21 protein-coding genes are annotated in these 23,244 nt (G+C 62.3%); 14 read left to right on the forward strand and 7 right to left on the reverse strand.

The window, feature by feature from the left end:
- Positions 1 to 60 precede the first annotated feature (60 nt).
- Positions 61 to 1,254, forward strand: a complete 1,194-nt coding sequence (locus tag CQ041_RS07220) for a GGDEF domain-containing protein (protein ID WP_105521768.1) — start codon at positions 61 to 63, stop codon at positions 1,252 to 1,254.
- A 171-nt stretch (positions 1,255 to 1,425) separates the two neighbouring features.
- Here CQ041_RS07220 and CQ041_RS07225 read toward each other — a convergent pair whose 3' ends face one another.
- Positions 1,426 to 1,731 (reverse strand): DUF2834 domain-containing protein, encoded by a 306-nt coding sequence (locus CQ041_RS07225; RefSeq protein WP_105521769.1) that lies wholly within the window; start codon positions 1,729 to 1,731, stop codon positions 1,426 to 1,428.
- An 82-nt stretch (positions 1,732 to 1,813) separates the two neighbouring features.
- On the opposite strand from CQ041_RS07225, the gene CQ041_RS07230 reads away from it, so the two are divergent.
- On the forward strand, positions 1,814 to 2,602 hold the full coding sequence (locus CQ041_RS07230; protein WP_105521770.1) for a helix-turn-helix domain-containing protein: 789 nt from the start codon (positions 1,814 to 1,816) through the stop codon (positions 2,600 to 2,602).
- Between the two features lie 53 nt (positions 2,603 to 2,655).
- Positions 2,656 to 4,356, forward strand: a complete 1,701-nt coding sequence (locus CQ041_RS07235) for an amidase (protein WP_177429363.1) — start codon at positions 2,656 to 2,658, stop codon at positions 4,354 to 4,356.
- A gap of 120 nt (positions 4,357 to 4,476) precedes the next feature.
- On the opposite strand, the gene CQ041_RS07240 is transcribed toward CQ041_RS07235, so the two are convergent.
- Complete coding sequence (locus CQ041_RS07240; protein WP_105521772.1) at positions 4,477 to 5,574, reverse strand: SMP-30/gluconolactonase/LRE family protein; 1,098 nt, start codon at positions 5,572 to 5,574, stop codon at positions 4,477 to 4,479.
- Positions 5,575 to 5,795: 221 nt separating this feature from the next.
- Between CQ041_RS07240 and CQ041_RS07245 the strand changes: the two genes are divergently transcribed.
- A complete protein-coding gene (locus CQ041_RS07245) occupies positions 5,796 to 6,224 on the forward strand; it encodes a nuclear transport factor 2 family protein (RefSeq protein ID WP_105521773.1) in 429 nt (142 codons plus the stop codon).
- A gap of 23 nt (positions 6,225 to 6,247) precedes the next feature.
- Here CQ041_RS07245 and CQ041_RS07250 read toward each other — a convergent pair whose 3' ends face one another.
- Positions 6,248 to 7,573, reverse strand: coding sequence for a PLP-dependent aminotransferase family protein (locus CQ041_RS07250; protein ID WP_105521774.1), 1,326 nt, complete (start codon positions 7,571 to 7,573; stop codon positions 6,248 to 6,250).
- A gap of 90 nt (positions 7,574 to 7,663) precedes the next feature.
- Between CQ041_RS07250 and CQ041_RS07255 the strand changes: the two genes are divergently transcribed.
- Positions 7,664 to 8,554 (forward strand): DMT family transporter, encoded by an 891-nt coding sequence (locus CQ041_RS07255; protein ID WP_105521775.1) that lies wholly within the window; start codon positions 7,664 to 7,666, stop codon positions 8,552 to 8,554.
- On the opposite strand, the gene CQ041_RS07260 is transcribed toward CQ041_RS07255, so the two are convergent.
- The gene (locus CQ041_RS07260) at positions 8,551 to 9,117 is read right to left on the reverse strand and encodes a YceI family protein (protein ID WP_256586753.1); all 567 of its coding nucleotides are present in this window, start codon (positions 9,115 to 9,117) and stop codon (positions 8,551 to 8,553) included. The two genes, CQ041_RS07255 and CQ041_RS07260, sit on opposite strands and share 4 nt — an antisense overlap.
- A gap of 96 nt (positions 9,118 to 9,213) precedes the next feature.
- On the opposite strand from CQ041_RS07260, the gene yghX reads away from it, so the two are divergent.
- The 3 genes from yghX to CQ041_RS07275 all read left to right on the forward strand — a co-directional run bounded on the left by yghX (position 9,214) and on the right by CQ041_RS07275 (position 12,575).
- Positions 9,214 to 10,101: a YghX family hydrolase gene (gene yghX, locus CQ041_RS07265; protein ID WP_105521777.1), complete on the forward strand. Its 888-nt coding sequence runs from the start codon at positions 9,214 to 9,216 to the stop codon at positions 10,099 to 10,101.
- A gap of 52 nt (positions 10,102 to 10,153) precedes the next feature.
- Positions 10,154 to 11,296 carry a class C beta-lactamase gene (gene ampC, locus CQ041_RS07270; protein ID WP_105521778.1) on the forward strand — a complete coding sequence of 381 codons (1,143 nt, stop codon included), beginning with the start codon at positions 10,154 to 10,156 and terminating at the stop codon, positions 11,294 to 11,296.
- Between the two features lie 79 nt (positions 11,297 to 11,375).
- The gene (locus tag CQ041_RS07275; RefSeq protein ID WP_105521779.1) at positions 11,376 to 12,575 is read left to right on the forward strand and encodes an MFS transporter; all 1,200 of its coding nucleotides are present in this window, start codon (positions 11,376 to 11,378) and stop codon (positions 12,573 to 12,575) included.
- On the opposite strand, the gene CQ041_RS07280 is transcribed toward CQ041_RS07275, so the two are convergent.
- Positions 12,531 to 13,133: a tRNA-(ms[2]io[6]A)-hydroxylase gene (locus CQ041_RS07280; protein ID WP_105521780.1), complete on the reverse strand. Its 603-nt coding sequence runs from the start codon at positions 13,131 to 13,133 to the stop codon at positions 12,531 to 12,533. The two genes, CQ041_RS07275 and CQ041_RS07280, sit on opposite strands and share 45 nt — an antisense overlap.
- Before the next feature lie 150 nt (positions 13,134 to 13,283).
- On the opposite strand from CQ041_RS07280, the gene CQ041_RS07285 reads away from it, so the two are divergent.
- Entirely contained in the window at positions 13,284 to 14,147 is an 864-nt protein-coding gene (locus CQ041_RS07285; protein WP_105521781.1) for a universal stress protein, read from the forward strand.
- Positions 14,148 to 14,268: 121 nt separating this feature from the next.
- Here the strand turns inward: CQ041_RS07285 and CQ041_RS07290 are convergent, their stop codons facing one another.
- The gene (locus tag CQ041_RS07290; protein ID WP_105521782.1) at positions 14,269 to 14,739 is read right to left on the reverse strand and encodes a DUF1289 domain-containing protein; all 471 of its coding nucleotides are present in this window, start codon (positions 14,737 to 14,739) and stop codon (positions 14,269 to 14,271) included.
- Between the two features lie 396 nt (positions 14,740 to 15,135).
- On the opposite strand from CQ041_RS07290, the gene acnB reads away from it, so the two are divergent.
- Entirely contained in the window at positions 15,136 to 17,745 is a 2,610-nt protein-coding gene (gene acnB / locus CQ041_RS07295; RefSeq protein ID WP_105521783.1) for a bifunctional aconitate hydratase 2/2-methylisocitrate dehydratase, read from the forward strand.
- A gap of 154 nt (positions 17,746 to 17,899) precedes the next feature.
- Here acnB and CQ041_RS07300 read toward each other — a convergent pair whose 3' ends face one another.
- Positions 17,900 to 19,177 (reverse strand): serine/threonine transporter, encoded by a 1,278-nt coding sequence (locus CQ041_RS07300; protein ID WP_105521784.1) that lies wholly within the window; start codon positions 19,175 to 19,177, stop codon positions 17,900 to 17,902.
- Between the two features lie 385 nt (positions 19,178 to 19,562).
- Between CQ041_RS07300 and CQ041_RS07305 the strand changes: the two genes are divergently transcribed.
- The 4 genes from CQ041_RS07305 (at position 19,563) to CQ041_RS07320 (ending at position 23,193) form a co-directional block, all read left to right on the forward strand.
- The gene (locus CQ041_RS07305; protein ID WP_105521785.1) at positions 19,563 to 20,087 is read left to right on the forward strand and encodes a cysteine hydrolase family protein; all 525 of its coding nucleotides are present in this window, start codon (positions 19,563 to 19,565) and stop codon (positions 20,085 to 20,087) included.
- Between the two features lie 165 nt (positions 20,088 to 20,252).
- Positions 20,253 to 21,206 (forward strand): 2-hydroxyacid dehydrogenase, encoded by a 954-nt coding sequence (locus tag CQ041_RS07310; protein ID WP_105521786.1) that lies wholly within the window; start codon positions 20,253 to 20,255, stop codon positions 21,204 to 21,206.
- Between the two features lie 129 nt (positions 21,207 to 21,335).
- The gene (locus CQ041_RS07315) at positions 21,336 to 22,403 is read left to right on the forward strand and encodes a phosphotransferase family protein (RefSeq protein WP_105521787.1); all 1,068 of its coding nucleotides are present in this window, start codon (positions 21,336 to 21,338) and stop codon (positions 22,401 to 22,403) included.
- A gap of 22 nt (positions 22,404 to 22,425) precedes the next feature.
- On the forward strand, positions 22,426 to 23,193 hold the full coding sequence (locus CQ041_RS07320; RefSeq protein WP_105521788.1) for an SDR family oxidoreductase: 768 nt from the start codon (positions 22,426 to 22,428) through the stop codon (positions 23,191 to 23,193).
- Positions 23,194 to 23,244: the final 51 nt, after the last annotated feature.

A 23,244-nucleotide genomic window follows, 5' to 3' on the forward strand; every position in this document is an offset into this window, starting at 1 on the left:
GCTCCGAAAACCGCTCGCGAACGCTTACAATCGCGGTTTTCAACGCACACTTGGCAGCACATGACGCTCGACCCTCCTACGATTCTGGCCCTCACCGTGGCCCTGGCCGCTGCTGCGGCCCTCTACCTTGCTGTTGACTGGCGCAGCGTGCGTGAACCCTCGCTGCTGTTCTGGAGCGCGGGTTTCGCCACCATCACCGTCGGCTCGACCCTGGCGCTGCTACGTATCAACGGGTTTCTGGTGATCGGCATCTGGTTCGCCAACGGCCTGCTAGTGACCGCACACTTTCTGTTTCTGCTGGGCGTGGCACGCTTCACCCACGTGCGTGTATCGAGGCTCTGGTACCTGATGGTGGGGGTCTGGTTCGGCATGCTGATGCTGCCGGTGGATCAATCCTGGTCCAAAGTCATGATCAGCGTGCAGTCGCTGCTGGTCGCCCTGCCGACCCTGCGCGCAAGCTTTTTGCTGCGGCCCCATGGTAAATCGTTGAGCATCGGCGCCGTGCAGCTGCGTTACGTACTGCTGTGCCACGGCGCGTTCTACGTGGCCAAGGCGCTGTCGGTGCTGATCCCCGGCACCTTGATCGACCTGGCCTCGTTCAAGGGCGAAATCATCCAGATTTCCCTGGTGGAAGGCGCGATGGCGATCATGCTCATCGCCCTGTCCATGACCGGTTCCGAACGCTACCGCCGCGAACAGCAGATCGCCCGCCTCGCCGCCCGCGACCCGCTCACCGCCCTCTACAACCGCCGCGCCCTCGACCTGCGCGCGCCGCGTCTTTTGGGCAAGGTGTCAGCGCAACAACCGGGCGCCCTGTTGCTGATCGACATCGACAACTTCAAGCTGGTCAACGACCTCTACGGCCACAGCGCCGGCGACCGCCTGCTCATTGCCCTGAGCGAGATGATCCGCAGCGCCGTGCCCCGAGACTCACTGGTGGCCCGCCTGGGCGGTGACGAGTTCGTGATTCTGTTCAACCGCGCTACCACCGAGCAGATCGTCGAACTGGGCAGCATCCTGCGCGACCAATTCTTCCAGCTCGCCTCACAAACCTTTGCCACCCCGGCACCCGTGACCCTGAGCATCGGCGCCCACCTGTTCGACCAACCGCCAGCCAGCCTGACGGACTTGATCGAACAGGGGGATACCACGCTGTACGAATCCAAGCGCGGTGGGCGCGATAGCATCCGATTGGTGGACAGGACCGGGGCGGTATCGCCGGTGGCAGCCCCCCTGTTTTCGCAGCCTCGCTGAAGCTTGCACCGAGGCCAAACAGGCAGATCACCCCAATGCCATAGGCCAGCGTGCGCCAAGGTTGCCTCCCCATCAGATGCGCCGCGGTTTGGGGAAATCAGCAAATCCCCCCTGGGTCACTGCGCTGTCAGTCTGCAGTGCCACACACAACTGGCATGCACGGCCATGAGGTCATTCATCCCTCGACTGCCTCACCACGATGTAGAGCAACGGCCCCACCGACACGAACACCGCCGTGAGCAGCCAGTAAGGCACCACCGAGGCCAGCGACCGCCCTCGTCGCCGGGTATCGCGGTACATCCACACACAGGCCAGCAGTGCCATCAGGTACAGGTCTATGACCACTTGCGCCGTGTCCGGGCGCGAGATCAATGCCAGCCCGAATGCCCACAGCGATTGCTCCGCCGTCAGCATCGTGAACAGGGTGTACAGCGAGAATCCCAGCAATGCGGCCAGGGCGAGAGAGGGTCTTGGCATGGTCTCTTCCTCAAGTGATGAGGCGCCACGTTAGTGATAAGGTTCAGCCCCCTGCAATGACCTCGGAGGTCATGGTCACGTCATGGACAACCCTTCCAGCGCCGGCGCACTGCTGCGCCAACTGCGCCGCCAATCCAACTTGAGCCAGCTCGACCTGGCGCTGATGACCGGCGTATCCCAGCGCCATCTCAGTTGCCTCGAGACCGGCCGCGCCAAACCCAGCCCAGGCACCCTGCACAACTTGCTGACGGCACTGGATGCGCCGCTGGAGCAGTGCAACAGCATCTTCCTCGCCGCCGGCTTTGCCCCGCGCTACGCCGCCACCCCGCTTGCGGCGCCGGCCATGTCCGCGATTCGCGAAGCAGTCAGCCATGTACTGCACGCCAACAACCCTGCCCCGGCGATACTGCTGGGGAGCGAGTGGGACGTGCTGGCGGCCAACGCCAGCACCGGCGTGCTGTTTGAACTGGTGGGCATCACACCGGATGCGGCCAGCGGCCAGAACCTGCTCACGACCCTGCTGCAACCCGGCGGGCTCGGCGACCACCTGATCAACGCCGAGGAAATCCGCACCCTGGCGTGGCAACGGGCAACCCGCGAAGCACTGGACAATCCGGCCCTCGCCGCCTTGCTGGCACGCCTGCCGGCGCCGGCCAGCCGTGAACTGCCCGGGCAAATGCCGCCGCTGGTCCTGACCCGCGTCCGCTCGAGCCAGGGGCACTTGAGTTTCCTGTCCACGTTCACCACATTCGGCATGCCCCAGGACATCACCCTCACGTCCCTGCGCATCGAGCATCTGATTCCCGCCGACGCTCACACCTGGCAGGTCATGCGCACTGCCTACGGGGAATATTCGGCGCTGGTTTTGTGAAATATCTGTCCGTAGACTGCCGCCATACCTCCACCTGAAGGCGGCGAACACACGTGATGCAAGTAACTGAAGTCTCCATTGCCCAACTGCGCGCTGCGCTGGAATCCGGCCAGACCACGGCCGTTGAACTGGTTGAAGCCTACCTGGCGCGGATAGCGGCCTACGATGGCCCGCAGACCGCCACGGCCTTGAATGCCGTCGTGGTCCCCAACCCCGACGCCCTGAATGAGGCCCGGGCGTCCGATGCGCGCCGGGCCAAGGGCGAAACCCTGGGGCCCTTGGATGGTATCCCCTACACCGCCAAGGACAGCTACCTGGTCAAGGGCCTGACCGCCGCATCCGGCAGCCCCGCGTTTGCCAACCTCGTCGCCCAGCGTGACGCCTTCACCATCGAACGCCTGCGCGCCGGCGGCGCCATCTGTCTGGGCAAGACCAATATGCCGCCGATGGCCAATGGTGGCATGCAGCGCGGCGTGTATGGCCGCGCGGAAAGCCCGTATAACGCCGACTACCTGACCGCGCCTTTCGCCTCGGGCTCCTCCAACGGCGCGGGTACCGCGACGGCGGCGAGCTTTGCCGCCTTCGGCCTGGCCGAGGAAACCTGGTCCAGCGGGCGTGGCCCGGCGTCCAACAACGGCTTGTGCGCCTACACGCCATCCCGTGGGGTGATTTCGGTACGCGGCAACTGGCCGCTCACGCCGACCATGGACGTGGTGGTGCCCTATGCGCGCACCATGGCCGACCTGCTGGAAGTGCTCGACGTCGTCGTTGCCGAAGACCCGGACACCCGTGGCGACCTGTGGCGCCTGCAGCCCTGGGTGCCGATCCCCAGCGTGAACGCCGTGCGACCTGCGTCCTACGCCGAACTGGCGGTAGCGTCCGAATCCCTCGCGGGCAAGCGCTTCGGTGTGCCGCGCATGTACATCAACGCCGACCCCGAAGCCGGTACCAGCGAGAAACCCGGGATTGGCGGGCCGACCGGGCAACAGATCAACACCCGCGCCAGTGTCATCGACCTGTGGAGCGCCGCGCGCCAGGCGCTGGAGGCGGCGGGGGCTGAAGTGATCGAAGTGGATTTCCCACTGGTGTCCAACTGCGAAGGCGACCGCCCCGGCGCACCGACCGTGTTTACCCGGGGGCTGGTGAGCAAGGAATTCCTCCACGACGAGTTGTGGGAATTGTCAGCCTGGGCTTTCGACGATTTCCTGCGCGCCAACAATGACCCGGCGCTCAACCGCCTGGCGGACGTGGACGGGCCGAAGATCTTCCCCCACGACCCCGGTACCCTGCCCAACCGCGAAGACGACCTCGCCGCCGGCATGGACGAATACGTGCGCATGGCCGAACGCGGTATCACCCCGTGGGACAAGATCAGCACCCTGCCCGATGGCCTGCGCGGCCTGGAGCAAACCCGGCGCCTGGACCTCGAAGACTGGATGGACACCCTGGGGCTCGACGCGGTCCTGTTCCCGACCGTGGCCGACGTAGGCCCGGCGGATGCAGACGTGAACGAGGCCTCGGCGGATATTGCCTGGAGCAACGGTGTGTGGGTCGCCAACGGCAACCTCGCCATCCGTCATCTGGGCGTGCCAACTGTCACCGTGCCGATGGGCGTGATGGCCGATATCGGCATGCCCGTGGGGCTGACGTTTGCGGGCCGAGCCTATGATGATTCGGCGTTGCTGCGGTTTGCCGCTGCGTATGAAGCCACCGGCAGCAAACGCCAGGTACCGCCGCGCACCCCGCCGCTCTGAGCACAACGTGGGAAGAGGCTGCATGTGTGACTGACTGATGTCGGGGCATGCAGCCCTCTGCCGCACGCCCCGTCACGACGCACGCCGGTCCATCGACGCCCCTCGTGATTCATGCGCCGATTACATGCCCAAGTCGGCGCCACGGGTGTTGACGAACAGCGCATAGATCGAATGGCTGCCGGCCATGAACAGGCGGTTGCCCTCACGCCCACCGAAACACAGGTTGGGGCAGCGTTCCGGCAGGGATATATGCCCGATCGCCTTGCCTTTCGGGTTGAACACGCGCACACCGTCTAGCGCTTCCAGGTCTGCCTTGGGGTCACCGTTGCCGCCCCAGCCACACCAGAGGTTGCCGCTTTCGTCGCACTTGATGCCGTCCAGCGCCGCGTATTCCAAGCCTTCGATGTGCTTGCGGCGAGCGCCGAGCGTGCCGTCGTCGTTGACGTCGATGGCCCAGACCAAGCGGTTGGGCTTGGCGCGGCCTTCCACCACGTAGAGCAGTTTTTCATCCGGAGAAAAACACAGGCCGTTGGGGCCATTGAGGTCGGCGATCACCCGCGTGACCTTGCCGGTCTCGCCGTCGATGCGGTAGACACCATGGGGTTGCGTCGGCGTGATCTTGTGCCCTTCGTAATTGTTGCCGGTCTGGAACGGCGGGTCGGTAAACCACACCGAGCCATCTCGTTTGCACACGATATCGTTGGGCGAGTTGAAGGGTTTGCCTTCAAAGCTGTCGGCCAGCACGGTGATACGCCCATTGTGCTCGGTACGGGTGATGCGCCGGCCTTCCTGACTGGTCGTCGACCCTTCACACACCAGTAATCGGCCCTGCCGGTCACGGCACATGCCGTTGGAGAAGTTGGCGTTTTCCCTATAGACCGACAGGCTGTCGGTCACCTCGTCCCAGCGCACGATGCGGTTGTTGGGGATATCGCTGAGCAGCAGGTAGCGGCCATCGCCAATCCACACCGGCCCCTCGGCCCATCGCAAACCGGTCGCCAGCCGTTCGACGCTGGCGTTGAACAGGCGCAATTCCAGGAAACTGTCATCCAGCACTTTGACCAGAGGGTCTGGATAGCGCTGGCTCAGCGGCTCAGCCGCGTCAGCCAGGCTCGGCAGATTGCCCAGCACGGCCACGGACGCGGAAACCGCCAGGGAACGCTTGAGAAAGACCCGTCGACTGTGGTCATTCCGGTCGGGCGAAGGGGAAGCATCCATCGTGTATCTCCGTGATTTTATTGTTAGACGGGGGCGTAGTTTTAACAATTGATAGGACGTCGTACAACAAGAATTGAAACCTAAGATCCTTTTACACACCGGAAAAACGCAGGCCATTCAAAATTCTCTTTCCAAACGCCGCCTAGATATTGCAATGTTATACGACGACATAATCAGTAACGTTCTGTCGGCTCCTCCCCCACAACAATAAGGAAACACCCATGCAAAACGTCAAAGTGCTGATCGGTTTTCTGTGCCTGTTCAGCGGCTACGTCGCCGCAGCCCCGGCCGCCGACCAGGATGTCGCGCAAGCCGTCGACCAACTGACTCAAGCGATGCTGCACAAAGACCTCAAACAGCTCCAGAGCCTGACCGCCGACAACCTCAGCTACGGCCATTCCAGCGGCAAAATCCAGGACAAGCAGGCGTTCATCGCCGATATCGAGACCGGTCGCAGCAGCTTCAAGACGCTCGAAATGCAGAAACAGACCATCGCCCTGAGCGGCGATACCGCCCTGGTGCGCAACCACTTTTCCGCCGTGGCGGTGAACAGCGGCAAAGAAGTCCCCACCGAAATCGAGAACTTGCAGATCTGGCAAAAGCAGCAAGGCCACTGGCTACTGATCGGTCGCCAAGCGTTTAAATTCTGATCGCTAACGGTGGGCCGTTTGGCTCACCACTCCACGACCCTGCGCACCGCCGCCAAGGCTTCGCGCAGCGCGGGCATTTCCACCGACCCCAACGCCAGGCGCAACGCGTGGGGTACATGGGCCGAGACGGCAAACGGCTCGGCGGTGGAAACCCAGACGTGCTCGCGCTGCAAGTTCATGGCGATCTGATCGGCGCGCATGTCCTCGGCCAGGGGCAGCCACAGAAAGTAAGACGAGGGGTGACTGATACCGCCCATCCCCTTCAGCACCGTTGCTGCCAACGCTTGTCGCGCCCGGGCGTCCTCGCGCTTTTGCGCTTCCAACCGGGCGACGGTGCCGTCCTCGATCCACGCGACAGCAATGGCGCTCATCACCCCTGGCACGTTCCAGGTGGTGGCCATGATGGCGCGCTCCAATTGCCCCATCCACCGCGCAGGCGCGGCGACAAAACCCACCCGCAAGCCCGTCGCAACACTTTTCGACAGCCCGCCGACATACACCGTGCATTCCGGCGCCAGGCTGGCCAGGGGAGGCGGCGCGTCTTCGACCAAGAACGCATAGGCCGCGTCCTCGATGATCATCAGCGAGTGCAGGCGGGCAATGCCCACCAACTGCTCGCGTTGCGCCTGGCTCATCACCCAGCCCAATGGGTTGTGCAGGGTCGGCATGCTATAGACCGCGCGCACCGGGCGCTTGCGACAAAGGTCTTGCAGGTGGTGCAGATCCGGGCCGTCGGCAGTGACCGGAATTGCGACCACTTCCAGATGCAGCGCCTGCGCCAGCACTTTGAAACCCGAGTACGTCAACGCATCCACCGCGATCACATCCCCCGGCTTGAGCAACGCCATCAGGGTCACTGCCAGCCCATGCTGCGCGCCGCTGACGACCAGGACCTGCTCGGCGGCGACCGTCAGCCCACGGCTCAGCACATGGCGCGCGATCACCTCTCGCTCATGCCAGCGGCCCGCATGGGGCTGGTAGCGCAGCAGGGCTTCCAGGTCACCGGACAGCGCTAGCTGGCGTAGCGCGGTGCGCAACAGGTCTGCCTGGCCTGGCAGTGAGGGGTAGTTGAAGTTCAGGTCCAGCATGCCTGTCGCCAGGGTCATCTGCCCGCTCCCCTGCCCCGGCGGCAGCGCGATTTCACGCACAAAGGTGCCGCGCCCCGCCTCCCCACTGACCAGGCCCATCGCTTCCAGCTCGGTGTACACCCGGCTCGCGGTGACCAGCGCCATGCCATGTTCGGCGGCCAATTGGCGGTGAGTCGGCAAGCGTGTGCCGGGCGACAGCGCGCCACTGCGAATGGCGTGGGCAAAGTGATCGACCAGCGACTTGTAGCGCGCGCGAGGCATAGACGATGTATCCATGACAATTTTTTGATTGTCTCAATCCTCAACCCTAGGATGAGCGGCACGCAATCTTTCTTTTCCGGGTACCCCCACATGGAATGCACGTCGCGGCTCAATCCCCAGGACACCAGCACCCAAGGCTGGATCAACGGCTTTATCGGCGTGGTGATTTTCAGCGGCTCATTGCCGGCCACGCGCCTGGCGGTCATGGAGTTCGACCCGGTATTTCTTACCTTGGCACGCGCTGTCATCGCGGGCGTGCTGGGCCTGCTTCTGCTGGGGCTGTTCAAGCAACGACGCCCGGCGCGCCGTCAGTGGGCGTCCCTGGTGATCGTCTCCCTCGGCGTGGTGATCGGCTTTCCTCTGCTCACTGCCTTGGCGCTGCAATACGTGACGTCTGCGCACTCCATCGTCTTCATCGGCCTGCTGCCATTGGCCACTGCGGTGTTTGGCGTGCTGCGCGGCGGTGAGCGTCCGCGTGCGGTGTTCTGGCTGTTTTCGGTGCTCGGCAGCCTGCTGGTGGTGGGCTATGCACTGACCCAAGGCGTGAGCGCGGCACCGATGGGTGACGTCCTGATGCTACTCGCTGTGCTGGTGTGCGGCCTGGGGTATGCCGAAGGCGCCACATTGTCGCGCAGCCTGGGCGGGTGGCAGGTGATCTGCTGGGCGTTGGTGGTGGCGCTGCCGGTGGTGGCGCCCTTGAGCCTGATCCTGGCGCCCGCCCGTTTCAGCGGCATCAGCCTGCCGGCCTGGCTGAGCCTGGGCTATGTGGCCCTGTTCAGCATGTTGATCGGCTTTGTGTTCTGGTATCGCGGCCTGGCACAGGGTGGTATCGCGGCGGTGGGACAGTTGCAGTTGCTGCAGCCCTTTTTTGGCCTGGCGCTGGCCGCGGGGCTGCTGCATGAGCAGGTCAGCCTGGGCATGGTGCTGGTGACGGTAGCGGTGATCGGCTGCGTGGCCGGGGCGAAGAAATTCGCGCGTTAACGTTGCGGCGCCACCAGTTTGAATTTGATGTGGATGTCGTTGGACACCACGCTGTTGCCCGCCCACTCGCCCTCGCCGATCCTGAAGTCGCTGCGGTTGAGGATGAACTCGCCGTCGAACACGCCAATACCGTCCTGCGCCTTGAGCAACACGTTCACCGTCACCGGGCGCGTGATGCCCTTGATGGTCAGGTGGCCGCTGACCTTGTAGCGATCGCCACCCAGCGCTTCGGCACCGGTGGATTGGTACAAGCCGACCGGATAGGTGGCCGTGTCGAACCAGGCCGCACGCTGCAATTCGTCATTGGCATCAGGGCTGCCGGCATTGATGCTGGCGAGCTGGATCTTGAGCAACGCGTGGGCCGCCTCGGGTTTCAGCGTGTCGAACGCCAGCGTTCCTTCGAACTCGCTGAAGGTGCCATACACCCGCTGTCCGAATTGCTGGAACGTGAAGCTGATCTGGCTGGCGGTGCGGTTGACCTCGGTGTACTCCGCCGCCCGCGCCGGGGTCGCCAGGCCAAGGCAGAGCGCCAGCATCACGATCAGGGACATTCGATTTTTCATGCCAGGCTCCGCAAGAAGTGAGGACATATTATTCCCATCCTGCCCATGTCCTGCTAAACAGAGTAGTCGCCCGCCCTGGAATCGAGGATTGCACCGATGACGCGTCTCACCGCGAAAGACTTTGCCCCCGAACTGCTGGAACTCTACGACGGCTATGCCCACGGCAAGATCAACCGCCGGGAGTTTCTCGATCGCGCCGCACTGTTCACCTTCGGCGGCCTGACCGCCTCGGCGCTGCTGGCAGCCCTCAGCCCCAATTACGCGCTGGCCGAGCAAGTGAAATTCACCGACCCGGACATCGTCGCCGACTACATCACCTACCCCTCACCCAAAGGCAACGGCACCGTGCGCGGCTACCTGGTGCGCCCGGCCAAGGCTGCCGGCAAGTTGCCGGCCGTGGTTGTGGTCCACGAGAACCGTGGCCTCAACCCCTATATCGAGGACGTCGCGCGGCGCCTGGCCAAGGCCGGGTTCATCGCCCTGGCGCCAGATGGCCTGACGTCGGTAGGCGGCTACCCCGGCAATGACGAAAAAGGCGTGGCGCTGCAACAGACGGTTGACCCGACCAAGCTGATGAACGACTTCTTCGCCGCCATCGAATGGTTGATGCACCACGACAGCAGTACCGGCAAAGTCGGCATCACCGGTTTCTGTTATGGCGGCGGCGTCACCAATGCGGCGGCGGTGGCGTATCCGGAGCTCGGTGCGGCCGTGTCGTTCTATGGGCGCCAGCCAGAGGCAAAGGACGTGGCACGCATCAAGGCGCCCATCCTGCTGCACTTTGGCGAACTGGACACCCGGATCAATGAGGGTTGGCCGGCATACGAACAGGCCTTGAAGGCGGCAGGCACCCCGTATGAAGCGTATATCTACAAAGGTGCCAACCACGGGTTCCACAACGACTCGACGCCCAGGTATGACGAGGCGGCGGCCAATCTGGCGTGGGAAAGGACACTGGAGTGGTTTCGCAAGTACCTGGCCTAGCGCGCATTTGGTAGGCTTGCGTGCTTGTATCTGACTGCCACGGAACACCCTAATGTACCGACACACTTTGAAGCTCACCGTACTGGCGATGGCGCTGGCGGTCGGTCACGCCCAGGCGGCGAGCGATCTGCGCGCGGTGGTAGACGCCCGCGTCAAGCCTCTGATGCAACAGCAGTCGATTGCAGGCGTCGTGGTCGGCGTCGTACAGGAGGGCAAGACGCGTTACTTCAACTACGGCGTTGCCGACAAGGACACGCAGGCCCCGGTCAGCGAAAACACCCTGTTTGAAATCGGCTCGGTCAGCAAGACCTTCACCGCCACCCTCGCCGGCTACGCCGTGGCCAGCGGCACGCTGACACTGTCCGACCGCGCCAGCCACTACCTGCCCGCGTTGCGTGGCAGCCAGTTCGACCACGTCAGCGTGCTCAACCTCGGCACCTACACGGCCGGCGGGCTGCCTTTGCAATTTCCGCAGGCCGCAGACAATGCCGAACACATGGTCGGCTATTACCAGCAGTGGAAACCCGAGTTCGCCCCCGGTACCCGCCGTTTGTATTCCAACCCGAGCCTGGGCCTGTTCGGCTACCTGGCAGCACAAAGCCTGAAGCAGCCTTTCGACCCGCTGATGGAGAATACCCTGCTGCCGAAACTGGGCCTCAAGCACACGTTCCTCAAGGTTCCAAAGGACCAGATGAGCCTGTATGCCCAAGGCTACGGCAAGGACGGCAAGCCCGTGCGCGTGGGGCCCGGCGCCCTGGACAGCGAAGCCTACGGCGTCAAGACCAGCGCTGCTGACCTGCTGCATTACGTGCAGGTCAACATGAACCCGGCACACCTGGACAAAGCGTTGCGACAGGCCATCGCGATCACCCATACCGGTTACTACAGCGTCGACGGCATGACCCAAGGGCTGGGTTGGGAAATGTACCCGTACCCGATCCAGCTTGACGCCCTGGTAGACGGCAACTCGACAAAAATGGCCATGGAACCGCACCCGGTCAATTGGCTTACCCCGCCACAGGCGCTCCAACCCGGTACCCTGGTGAACAAGACCGGGTCCACCAATGGATTTGGTGCATACGTGGCTTACGTACCGAGCAAAAAAGTGGGCGTGGTGATATTGGCCAACAAGAACTACCCGAATGCCGAACGCGTGAAGGTCGCCCACGCCATCCTGTCCGCGTTGGACTTGTAGGAGCACCGCTTGCCAGCGCTGTGTTTCCACGCAAGAGGCTGCCGGCTCGTTCGCACGCGTGCGAAGTACAAGGAGTTGTATGCGCAAGGATTACCTGGCGTTTTTCGTTTCGCTGTTCGTATCGCGGTTGGCGGACCAGATCCTGCTGTTCATCGTGCCGTTGATCGTGTTTCAAACGACCCAAAGCGCATCCCTGGCGGGATTGGCCTTTTTCGTCGAGTCGCTGCCACGGTTCCTGGCGTTCCCGGTGTGCGGGGCGTTATGCGACAAATATTCACCCGTGCGGATCCTGCACATCAGCCAGGTCTACCGCGCGCTTGCCTGCCTGGTGGCCGTGGCGCTGTACGTGGCATTTGACGGCATTTACTGGCTGGTGCTGCTCTCGGCGCTGTGTGGCGTGCTGACCACCCAGGGCATCATGGCGCGCGAAGTCCTGATGCCCCATATCTTCCAGCAGTACAGCTATGCCAAAACCCTGTCCTATTCACAAATCGCCGATCAGAGCGGCCTGGTGCTGGGCCCGCTGGTGGCGGCGTTGTTATTGGACATCGGGCCGTGGCATTGGGTAGTGCTGGGCGTTGGCGGGCTATTCGTGCTGGCGGACCTGGCCATGCGCGTGTGGCAGCGTACCAACACGATCAGCCTGGCAGTATTCGCCCAGCATCGGGACATCTGGCTGCAACCGTTGCGCATCGCCGTCGGACACATCCGCACCCTGCCCGGCCTGAAACGCCTGATTGCACTGACGGTGGGCGTGAACTTGATCATCGGCGTGACGCTGGCGACCTCTGCGGCCATGGTCACAGGCCACTTCGACGCAGGCAAGGACGCCTATGCCGCATTGCAAGCCGCCGGCGCGCTGGTGACCATCGTGATTCTGTTCTACCTGGCTCGCGCCACCCTGCCCTTAAACAGGCTCGGGGGGGTGTCCTACGGATTGATTGCGCTCGGCGCACTGGTCATGGCGATCAGCCCCAGCCTGTGGGCCTACTGCGTGGGTTTCCTGCTGGTGATCGGCTTCGACAAGATGTACAGCGTGTACATGCGCAGCGTGCGCCAGAAGGTCATTCCGGTGCAGGACTTCGGCAAGACCGTCGGCGTGATCACCCTGCTCAACAACCTGCCACAGCCGCTGGCCGGGTTGGCGGTCGCGCTGTTGGCCGCCCCCATGGGCACGCAAACGGTGATTCTGCTGCTGGCGGGAATCACCGCGCTGATCGGCGTGGCAGTGGCCTCAAGCCGGCACGCCGCTGTGAAAGCGAAACTCGATGTCGGGTGACTCAATCAGTTCCTGCTCCGCCGCCCTCACCCGCTCGATCACCTGAGCGATGTCCTTGGCGTCACCATACTGGTAGGCCAGTTTCAGGTAACCCTGGAAGTGCCGCGCTTCGCTTTTGAGCAGGCCGAAATAGAACTTGCCGAGTTCTTCGTCCAAATGCGGCACCAGTGCTTCGAAACGCTCGCAACTGCGGGCTTCGATGAAGGCACCGACCACCAGGGTATCCACCAGCTTCACCGGCTCGTGGCTGCGCACAACCTTGCGCAGCGCGGAGGCGTAGCGGCCGGCATGCAACTGGCGCAGCTCGACCTTGCGCTTTTTCATCAGGCGCATGACTTGTTCGTGGTGCACCAGCTCTTCGCGGGCCAGGCGCGACATCATGTTGATCAGGTCGACATGGCCGTGGTACTTGGCCATCAGGCTGAGGGCGGTGCTGGCGGCTTTGAATTCGCAGTTCTTGTGGTCGATCAGCAGGGTTTCCTGATCGGCCAGCGCAGCCTGGACCCAGGCATCGGGGGTGCGGCAACCGAGGAATTCGTGGATTTCTGGCAGGTTCATCGGGCTCACGGGCAAAAGGATCACAAAAGGGCGCTGATTATACCGACCACGCCGCAGACCACCAGCCACAGGCCTTGATGTGCATCAACATGCCGTCTGGCGGGCAGCAACTATAGTTGTCTCATGCCCCTCTTCGTGGAGAACCCGAACATGCAAGCCATCCGCAGCATCCTGGTGGTCATCGAGCCCGAGCATTCGGAGAGCCTGGCCCTCAAACGCGCCAAGCTGATCGCCGGGGTGACGGGCGCGCACCTGCATTTGTTGGTGTGCGACAAGAAACACGAGCATTCGGCATTGCTGAGCCTGCTCAAGGCGGGCTTGCAGGAGGACGGCTACGGCGTGACCACCGAACAGGCGTGGAATGACAGCCTGCATGACACCATCATCGAGGTGCAGCAGGCTGAAGGCTGTGGGCTGGTGATCAAGCAGCACTTCCCCGACAGCCCGCTGAAAAAGGCCCTGTTGACCCCGGCGGACTGGAAGTTGCTGCGCTATTGCCCGGCGGCGGTGCTACTGGTCAAGACGGCCACCCCGTGGGCGGGCGGCGTGATTCTGGCCGCTATCGATGTGGGTAACAGCGATGAGGACCATCGCACGCTGCATAACGCGATCATCGACCACGGCTTCGATATTGCCCACCTGGCCAAGGCGCAATTGCATGTGATCAGCGCCCACCCGTCGCCCATGCTGTCGGCGGCGGACCCCACGTTCCAACTCAGGGAAACCATCGAGGCGCGGTATCGCGAGCAATGCCGGGCGTTCCAGGCCGAGTTCGACGTGGACGACAAGCACCTGCACATCGAGGAAGGCCCTGCGGACGTGTTGATTCCGCACCTGGCGCACACTCTGCGTGCCGCCGTGACCATCATCGGCACCGTGGGGCGTACCGGTATCACCGGCGCATTGATCGGCAATACCGCAGAGGTGGTGCTGGACGCCTTGGAAAGCGATGTGCTGGTGCTCAAGCCGCAGACGCTGATGGATCACCTGGAAGAACTCGCCACCCAGCCCTGAAAGCGATGGAGACCAACATGTGGGAGGGGGCTTGCCTCCGATAGCGGTGTATCAGCCAGTACATCCGGTGCTGAAAGGCTGCCATCGGGGGCTTGCCCCCTCCCACATTGGAATGGTGTTTTCAGTCAGAAAACACGTCTTTCAAAAACCCCGGCGCGATATACCGCTGGTAATGCGCTTCGGAGAGGATAAAAAACTCCCGATCAATGGCATCACGCAAATCCGGCAACGGCCACTCGCGAAACTCCGGTAGCAGCACCATGCCGTAAGCCTCCAGATTTGAAATCACCCGCGCGCCCCGTGCAATCAACTGGTAGGCCCAGCAGTATTCGGACTGGTGTGGCACAAAGCGGATCTTGCGTTGCTCCAGCTGCCCGCGCAGCCGCTTGGGGTCGAAAACTTCCAGCTTGCCGGCCATCACCTGCACCAGCAGTTGCTCCAGGCGCAGCCAGACCGCACGTTTTTGTTCTTCGTTGTAGCCGTTCCACTGGATCACTTCGTGGTGAAACCGCTTGCAGCCACGGCACACAAGATCGCCGTAGACCGTGGAGCACAGGCCTACGCAGGGGGTTTTGATGGCTTGGTTGGACATGGGCAGCGACACACAGATCAGCGAAACAGTGCGCCATGTTAGCCCTTTGTCTAACCTTGATCACCCTGCAAACTTGGCCAGGCAACTTACCTTTAGATTTTTTTTGCCGTAGAATCATCCGGCCTTGTAAGGCGCCAATAATCCGCTGGAAGCTGTTTTCAAAGCGTCACGAGCACAGTCGTTCCTTCAGAACGGTGTTGGCGCGGGTCTTGACTCGGTAGGTCAAGCCCCTCGCCAACCCTCATCAGCCCCGTTCTGCAGGCGTAAAACTTTGAAAGCAGCTTCTGTGAGGAATGCCGGCAGCGCTGGCTTTGCGGCCCAAAAAGCCCCCGAGCGCATGCGTGCCGTTCATTTCTGGATGAGCGTCCCGTGGGACCACTGATGAGGGTAATAACTGTGCTTGAAGCCTACCGCAAACATATCGAAGAGCGTGCAGCCCTGGGTATTGTTCCCCAGCCGCTTAACGCCGAACAAACCGCAGGCCTGGTCGAGCTGCTGAAAAATCCTCCGGCTGGCGAAGAAGAATTCCTCGTTGACCTGATCACCAACCGCATTCCACCAGGCGTTGACGAAGCTGCCTACGTCAAGGCCGGTTTCCTGTCTGCCCTGGCCAAGGGCGAAGTCACTTCCCCCCTGATCGACAAGAAACGCGCTGTTGAACTGCTCGGCACCATGCAAGGCGGCTACAACATCGTGACCCTGGTCGAGCTGCTGGACGATGCCGAACTGGCACCTGTCGCCGCCGCCCAACTCAAGCACACCCTGCTGATGTTCGATGCGTTCCACGACGTATCCGAAAAAGCCAAGAACGGCAACGATCACGCCAAGGCCGTGATCCAGTCCTGGGCTGACGGCGAGTGGTTCAAGAACCGCCCGACCCTGGCCGACAAGATCAGCCTGCGCGTGTTCAAGGTCACCGGCGAAACCAACACCGACGACCTGTCCCCTGCCCCGGACGCCTGGTCCCGCCCTGACATCCCGCTGCACGCGCTGGCCATGCTGAAAATGGCCCGCGAAGGCATCGTACCGGACGAGCAAGGCAAGACCGGCCCGATGAAGCAGATCGAAGAGATGCGCGGCCAAGGCTTCCCGATCGCCTACGTCGGTGACGTGGTCGGTACCGGTTCGTCCCGTAAGTCGGCGACCAACTCCGTACTGTGGTTCTTCGGCGACGACGTTCCCTACGTGCCGAACAAGCGTGCTGGCGGCTTCTGCTTCGGCAGCAAGATCGCTCCGATCTTCTACAACACCATGGAAGATGCGGGCGCACTGCCTATCGAGTTCGACGTTTCCAACATGAACATGGGCGACGTGATCGACCTGTACCCGCATGCTGGCAAAGTCTGCAAGCACGGTACCGACGAAGTCATCACCACCTTCGAAATGAAGACTCCGGTGCTGTTGGACGAAGTCCGCGCCGGCGGCCGTATCCCGTTGATCATCGGCCGCGGCCTGACCGACAAGGCCCGTGCCGAGCTGGGCCTGGGCCCAACCGACCTGTTCAAGCTGCCTGAAGCGCCTGTCGATACCGGCAAAGGCTTCACCCTGGCCCAGAAAATGGTCGGCAAGGCGTGCGGCCTGCCAGAAGGCAAAGGCGTTCGTCCTGGCACCTACTGCGAACCGAAGATGACCACCGTGGGTTCTCAGGACACCACCGGTCCGATGACCCGTGACGAACTGAAAGACCTGGCGTGCCTGGGCTTCTCGACCGACCTGGTGATGCAGTCCTTCTGCCACACCGCGGCCTATCCAAAGCCGATCGACGTGACCACCCACCACACCCTGCCTGACTTCATCATGACGCGTGGCGGTGTATCGCTGCGTCCAGGCGACGGCATCATCCACAGCTGGCTGAACCGCATGCTGCTGCCGGACACCGTCGGTACCGGTGGTGACTCCCACACCCGTTTCCCGATGGGCATCTCGTTCCCGGCCGGTTCCGGTCTGGTCGCGTTCGCCGCAGCCACTGGCGTCATGCCACTGGACATGCCGGAATCGATCCTGGTGCGCTTCAAAGGCAAGATGAAGCCTGGCATCACCTTGCGTGACCTGGTGCATGCCATTCCTTACTACGCGATCCAGTCGGGTCTGCTGACGGTAGAGAAAAAAGGCAAGAAAAACGCCTTCTCCGGCCGCATCCTGGAAATCGAAGGCCTGAACGACCTGACGCTGGAGCAGGCTTTCGAGCTGTCCGACGCCTCGGCCGAACGTTCGGCTGCCGGTTGCACCATCAAACTGTCGAAAGAGTCCGTCACCGAGTACCTGAACTCCAACATCACCCTGCTGCGCTGGATGATCGGCGAAGGCTACGGCGATGCACGCACCCTGGAACGTCGCGCCCAAGCGATGGAAGCCTGGGTTGCCAACCCGGAACTGATGGAAGCCGATGCCGACGCCGAATACGCCGAAGTCATCGAGATCGACCTGTCGGAAATCAACGAGCCGATCCTCTGCGCACCGAACGACCCGGACGATGCCCGTCTGCTGTCGAGCGTTGCCGGCGAGAAGATCGACGAAGTGTTCATCGGTTCGTGCATGACCAACATCGGCCACTTCCGCGCGGCCGGCAAGCTGCTGGAACAGGTCAAGGGTCAGCTGCCAACCCGTCTGTGGCTGTCGCCGCCGACCAAGATGGACGCTCACCAACTGACCGAAGAAGGCTACTACGGCATCTACGGCAAGGCTGGCGCGCGCATGGAAATGCCGGGCTGCTCGCTGTGCATGGGTAACCAGGCACGTGTAGAACCGAACTCGACGGTTGTGTCGACGTCGACCCGTAACTTCCCGAACCGTCTGGGTGATGGTGCTAACGTCTACCTGGCCTCGGCTGAGTTGGCGGCGGTGGCTTCTACCCTGGGTCGCTTGCCGACGGTTGAAGAGTACATGGGTTACGCAGCGAAACTGGACACCATGGCCAGTGACGTTTACCGCTACCTGAACTTCGACCAGATCGCCGAGTTCCGCAAGATCGCAGCAAGCGCCAACATCCCGGTGATTCAAGCCTAAAGTGTTGATGCAATAAAAAACGCCGCGTATCGAACGATACGCGGCGTTTTTTTATGCCTGAAATACAGTATTTGCAACACCGAAAACCCAATGTGGGAGGGGCAAGCCCCCTCCCACATTGGGATATTTACAGCCTTGAGAGTAGCGTTACAGCTCAAGCAACCAGCGAATACACCACGGCCGTAATCGCCACCAGACCTACCGCCGTGACGAACACATTGGAAGCCTGCCCACGGTACTTGGCCATGGCTGGCACCTTGCGAATCGCGTACATCGGCATCAGGAACAGAATCGACGCAATCACCGGGCCACCCAGGGCTTCGATCATGCCCAGGATGCTCGGGTTCAGCGTGGCAACGATCCAGCACACCACCAGCATGAACGCCGCTGTCATGCGGTCCAGCGTCTTGGGCGCCGGACGGCGACCGGTCTTCAGCACCAAACCCTTGAGGCCTTCACTGGCGCCGATGTAGTGGCCCAGGAACGACTTGGCAATCGCCACAAACGCAATCAGCGGCGCGGCGAAGGCGATGGTCGGGTTGTCGAAGTGGTTGGCCAGGTACGACAGGATCGACAGGTTCTGCGCCTTCGCTTCAGCCAACTGGGCCGGCGACAGGGTCAGCACGCAGCTGAACACGAAGAACAGCACCATCACCACCATCAGCAGGTGCGCGCGGGACAGGATCTGCGAACTGCGCTCGTCAGCGTGGGCTCCATACTGGCGCTTCTGGTCAACCGCAAAGGCGGAGATGATCGGCGAATGGTTGAACGAAAACACCATCACCGGGATCGCCAGCCACAGCGTGCTGAGCAACGCGGACGGCGCCGGTACTTCACTGGCGGTGCTGAGGATGCCACCGGTCCAATGCGGGATCAGGTAAACCGCCAGAAACAGCAAGGCGACGATGAATGGGTACACCATCAGGCTCATGGCCTTGACGATCACCTGCTCACCACAACGCACCACGGCCAGCAGGCCGAGGATCAGCACGAACGCCAGAAGCGCCCGTGGCGGCGGCATGATGTGCAGTTGGTGCTCCATGAAGCTGCCGACCGTGTTGGTCAGGGCCACGCTGTAGATCAGCAGGATCGGGAAGATCGCGAAGAAGTACAGCAAGGTGATCAGCGCGCCAGCCTTGATGCCGAAGTGCTCTTCGACCACGTCGGTGATGTCGGAACCCTCACGCCCGGACAGGACGAAACGGGTCAGGCCACGGTGGGCAAAGAACGTCATCGGAAAAGCCAGCAGTGCCAGGATCAGCAGCGGCCAGAAACCGCCCAGGCCCGCGTTGATTGGCAAAAACAGGGTACCGGCGCCAATGGCCGTGCCGAACAAGCCCAGCATCCAGGTGGTGTCCTGGCGGCTCCAGCTTGTAAGGGTTGCAGGTGTCGTTGCATAGCGTTCGCCCACGCTATTGGCCTGATCATTCATCCGGTCGGATCTCCGCATTTACACGGCCGGGACGAGTCAGAAAAACCTGACAGGCAGCGCCCCGACCATAGAAGGGCCCGGATTGTCCGGGATTCTTGTGAATAAGCAAAGACTTAGCTGAGGAACGGTGGCGCCGTGCAGCGACACGCCGCCGGAAATCTAGACACATTTGTTGACAAACTACTCCCCCGCTCAGCATGATCGGTGCATGAAACGTGCTCAGCCCTACCTCACCCGTACCAGCACCACGACCGCTTCCGGCGGGTCGCGCGGTGACTGTGGGTGCATGAGCTAGACACTTCACAGATTCAACCCAAGGCCCCGCCAGCAATGGACGGGGCCTTTTTATTGCGCCGTCCGCCCGGCAACTACAAGGAGTAACACCATGGCTGACGCCCTGCTGATCATCGATATGCAAACAGGCCTGTACGATGGGCCGCAAAAGCCTTACGAGCGTGAACGCGTGCTTGGCACGATCAACCAGTTGATCGCTCAGGCCCGTACCGCCGGTGCGCCGATCTTCGTCGCTCGACACACCGGGCCCGCCGGATCGCCGATTGCAGCGGGCAGCCCGCTCTGGCAGGTCTGGCCCGGCGTGGCTGTCGATGAGTCTCGCGACGTGTTCTTCAACAAGACTCGACCCAGTTGCTTCCTGGGCACCGATCTCGCGCCACAGTTGAAAGCCGCGCAGGTCAACGAGCTGGTGATCGTGGGCATGAAAACCCAATTCTGCATCGACACCACTTGCCGGGTGGCTGCGGAGCTGGGGTTTTCCGTGGTGCTGCCGGAAGATGCCCATACCTGCATGGACACTCCGGCATTGAGCGCCGAAGCGATTATCGAGCATCACAATGCCACGTTGGCAGGAGCGTTCGTTAAACGCGTGAAAGCGAACGAAGTCGCTTTTTGAGTGCGTCACCCTCGTAGGAGCGAGCTTGCTCGCGACATTCGCCAATGCTGACGCGGGCAATCAGAGACCCCGCGTCGCAATCGGGTTTTTCGCGAGCAAGCTCGCTCCTACAATCCGCAAATCCCGCATACTGGGGGTCTCAAACCCCCAAGGAAGAGCGTTCCGATGTCCACCACTGTCCTGGTCCTGGTTGAAACCATCAACGAATACCTGCAAATCATCGAGAGCAATGACTTTCATGTGATCCTGGCACCGACACCCGCCGAACGCGCCCAGGCCATCAAGGCCCACGGGGGCCAGATCAAGGCCGTGCTCACCCGTGGCCCCCTGGGTTTGTACGCCGAGGAAATCGCCGCCCTGCCCCTGCTGGAGATCATCTGCGTGATCGGCGCAGGCTACGAGCATGTGGACCTGCAAGCCGCCAGCAATCGCGCAATCGTGGTAACCAACGGCGCCGGTGTGAACGCGCCGTCGGTGGCGGACCACGCCATGGCCTTGCTGCTGTCATTGGTGCGCGGCATCCCGCAGACCGATGCGGCGGTGCGACGCAACGAATGGCCCAAGGTCATGCGCCCCTCCCTGGGCGGCAAGCAACTGGGCATCCTCGGCCTGGGCGCCGTGGGCCTGGAAATCGCCAAGCGCGCATCGCTGGGTTTCGGCATGGACGTGAGCTATCACAACCGCTCGCCCCGCGATGACGTGGATTACACCTACTGCGCCACAGCGGTCGAGCTGGCGCGCACCTCGGACTTCCTGGTGCTGGCCACCCCCGGCGGCCCGGGCACCCGCCACTTGATCGACCGCCGCGCCCTCGACGCACTGGGCCCCAATGGCTACCTGGTGAATATCGGCCGGGGCAGCGTGGTGGTGACCGACGATCTGGTGGCCGCCCTCGAACAGCGCCGCATCGGCGGCGCCGCACTGGACGTTTTCGACGACGAACCCAAGGTGCCCGATGCGCTCAAGCGCCTGGGCAACACCGTGCTCACGTCCCACGTCGCCGGCCTGTCGCCGGAAGCGGCGCACGACACAGTGCAACGGGTGGCAGACAACCTGGTGGAGTACTTCGCCGGCCGCCCGGTGCTCACGCCTGTCGCCCTCCCCGCGCCTGTAAAATGACCGATCAGGCACGCTGATCATCATCCAACACGCTAACCTATTAAGCCGCCCCGACCTTGTCGCTGGGCGGTTGCGCGCATTAGATTAGGAAATAGTCCAAGGCCTTAAGAATAAGCAGAAGGGATACGCATGGCGCTTAACGACCAATCGACCCAGATTCGACCCGGCGAAGAACTTGATGCCAGCCTGATCGACCCTTACCTCAAGGCCCATATCCCTGGCCTCACCGGCACGCCTGCCATCAGCCAGTTTCATGGCGGTGCCTCCAACCTGACCTACTTGCTCGAGTACCCTGGCCAGGAATTCGTCCTGCGCCGCCCGCCTTTTGGCCACAAGGCCAAGTCCGCCCATGACATGGGCCGTGAGTACCGCATTCTCAACCAGCTCAAGGACGGCTTTCCGTACTGCCCCAAGGCCTACGTGCATTGCACCGACGACGCGGTGATCGGCGCCGAGTTCTATGTGATGGAGCGGGTCAACGGCATCATCCTGCGCTCGGACCTGCCGCCCGAACTGGGCCTGGACGCGGCCAAGACCGAAGCCCTGTGCAAAAGCTTCATCGACAAGTTCGTCGAGCTGCACCAAGTGGACTACAGCGCCTGTGGCCTGGCCGACCTGGGCAAGCCCGAAGGCTATGTCGAGCGTCAGATCCGTGGCTGGAGCGACCGCTACGAAAAAGCGCTGACCCCCGACGCCCCGCGCTGGGAAGCGGTACGTGCCTGGCTCAACGACAAGATGCCCGCCGATCACCCAACGTCCAGCATCGTGCACAACGACTACCGTTTCGATAACGTGATCCTCGACCCGCACAACTCGATGCAAATCATCGGCGTGCTGGACTGGGAGCTGACCACCCTCGGCGACCCGCTGATGGACCTGGGCAACACCCTCGCCTACTGGATCGAAGCCGACGACCCGGCCCCGGTGCAACTGATGCGCCGCCAGCCGAGCAACGCCCCCGGCATGCTCACCCGCCGCCAGTTCGTCGATTACTACGCCGAGCGTGCGGGCATCCAGATCGACAATTTCGACTTCTACTACACCTACGGCCTGTTCCGCCTGGCCGGCATCGTGCAGCAGATCTACTACCGCTTCTTCCATGGCCAGACCCAGGACAAACGCTTTGCGCAGTTCATCCACATGAACAAGCTGCTGGAGCAGATGAGCCTGAATGTCATCGGCAAATCCGCGCTCTGAACGCCCATAACAAGGAACCGCTATGTCCAAGACCAACCTGTTCGACCTCGACGGCAAGATCGCCTTTGTGTCCGGCGCCAGCCGCGGGATCGGCGAAGCCATCGCCAAGTTGCTGGCCCAGCAAGGTGCCCATGTGATCGTCTCGAGCCGCAAGCTCGAAGGCTGCCAGCACGTCGCCGACGCGATCATCGCCGACGGTGGCAAGGCCACCGCCGTTGCCTGCCATATCGGCGAGATGGAGCAGATCAGCCACGTGTTCGCCGGCATCCGCGAGCAGTTCGGCCGCCTGGATATCCTGGTCAACAATGCCGCGACCAACCCGCAATTCTGCAACGTACTGGACACCGACCTCGGTGCGTTCCAGAAGACCGTGGACGTGAACATCCGTGGCTACTTCTTCATGTCGGTGGAAGCCGGCAAGCTGATGCGCGAGAACGGTGGCGGCAGCATCATCAACGTCGCTTCGATCAACGGCATCTCGCCGGGCGTGTTCCAAGGCATCTACTCGGTGACCAAGGCCGCCGTGATCAACATGACCAAGGTGTTCGCCAAGGAATGCGCCGAGTTTGGCATCCGCTGCAATGCGCTGCTGCCGGGCCTCACGGACACCAAGTTCGCTTCGGCGCTGGTCAAGAACGACGCAATCCTCAAGATGGCCCTCGCGCAGATCCCGCTCAAGCGCGTGGCCGACCCGAGCGAAATGGCAGGCGCCGTGTTGTTCCTGGCCAGCGATGCGTCCAGCTACACCACCGGCGTATCGTTGAATGTTGATGGTGGTTTCTTGTCCTGAGGACCGTTTCGGGGGCGGGCCGCTACCCGCTCCCGACGGACACCTTCAATC

Origin of the sequence: Pseudomonas sp. MYb60 (assembly GCF_002979555.1) — a bacterium.
Taxonomy (GTDB): Bacteria; Pseudomonadota; Gammaproteobacteria; order Pseudomonadales; family Pseudomonadaceae; genus Aquipseudomonas.

Bases quoted from the DNA above. Each gene is read 5' to 3' on its own strand.
- CQ041_RS07285 (WP_105521781.1), top strand. From the start codon at position 13,284: ATGCAAGCCATCCGCAGCATCCTGGTGGTCATCGAGCCCGAGCATTCG.
- CQ041_RS07230 (WP_105521770.1), top strand. From the start codon at position 1,814: ATGGACAACCCTTCCAGCGCCGGCGCACTGCTGCGCCAACTGCGCCGC.
- CQ041_RS07245 (WP_105521773.1), top strand. From the start codon at position 5,796: ATGCAAAACGTCAAAGTGCTGATCGGTTTTCTGTGCCTGTTCAGCGGC.
- CQ041_RS07305 (WP_105521785.1), top strand. From the start codon at position 19,563: ATGGCTGACGCCCTGCTGATCATCGATATGCAAACAGGCCTGTACGAT.
- CQ041_RS07320 (WP_105521788.1), top strand. From the start codon at position 22,426: ATGTCCAAGACCAACCTGTTCGACCTCGACGGCAAGATCGCCTTTGTG.
- CQ041_RS07250 (WP_105521774.1), bottom strand. From the start codon at position 7,573: ATGCCTCGCGCGCGCTACAAGTCGCTGGTCGATCACTTTGCCCACGCC.
- CQ041_RS07290 (WP_105521782.1), bottom strand. From the start codon at position 14,739: ATGTCCAACCAAGCCATCAAAACCCCCTGCGTAGGCCTGTGCTCCACG.
- CQ041_RS07300 (WP_105521784.1), bottom strand. From the start codon at position 19,177: ATGAATGATCAGGCCAATAGCGTGGGCGAACGCTATGCAACGACACCT.
- CQ041_RS07315 (WP_105521787.1), top strand. From the start codon at position 21,336: ATGGCGCTTAACGACCAATCGACCCAGATTCGACCCGGCGAAGAACTT.
- CQ041_RS07225 (WP_105521769.1), bottom strand. From the start codon at position 1,731: ATGCCAAGACCCTCTCTCGCCCTGGCCGCATTGCTGGGATTCTCGCTG.
- CQ041_RS07255 (WP_105521775.1), top strand. From the start codon at position 7,664: ATGGAATGCACGTCGCGGCTCAATCCCCAGGACACCAGCACCCAAGGC.
- CQ041_RS07310 (WP_105521786.1), top strand. From the start codon at position 20,253: ATGTCCACCACTGTCCTGGTCCTGGTTGAAACCATCAACGAATACCTG.
- CQ041_RS07280 (WP_105521780.1), bottom strand. From the start codon at position 13,133: ATGAACCTGCCAGAAATCCACGAATTCCTCGGTTGCCGCACCCCCGAT.
- CQ041_RS07275 (WP_105521779.1), top strand. From the start codon at position 11,376: ATGCGCAAGGATTACCTGGCGTTTTTCGTTTCGCTGTTCGTATCGCGG.
- CQ041_RS07220 (WP_105521768.1), top strand. From the start codon at position 61: ATGACGCTCGACCCTCCTACGATTCTGGCCCTCACCGTGGCCCTGGCC.
- yghX (WP_105521777.1), top strand. From the start codon at position 9,214: ATGACGCGTCTCACCGCGAAAGACTTTGCCCCCGAACTGCTGGAACTC.
- CQ041_RS07260 (WP_256586753.1), bottom strand. From the start codon at position 9,117: ATGAAAAATCGAATGTCCCTGATCGTGATGCTGGCGCTCTGCCTTGGC.
- ampC (WP_105521778.1), top strand. From the start codon at position 10,154: ATGTACCGACACACTTTGAAGCTCACCGTACTGGCGATGGCGCTGGCG.
- CQ041_RS07240 (WP_105521772.1), bottom strand. From the start codon at position 5,574: ATGGATGCTTCCCCTTCGCCCGACCGGAATGACCACAGTCGACGGGTC.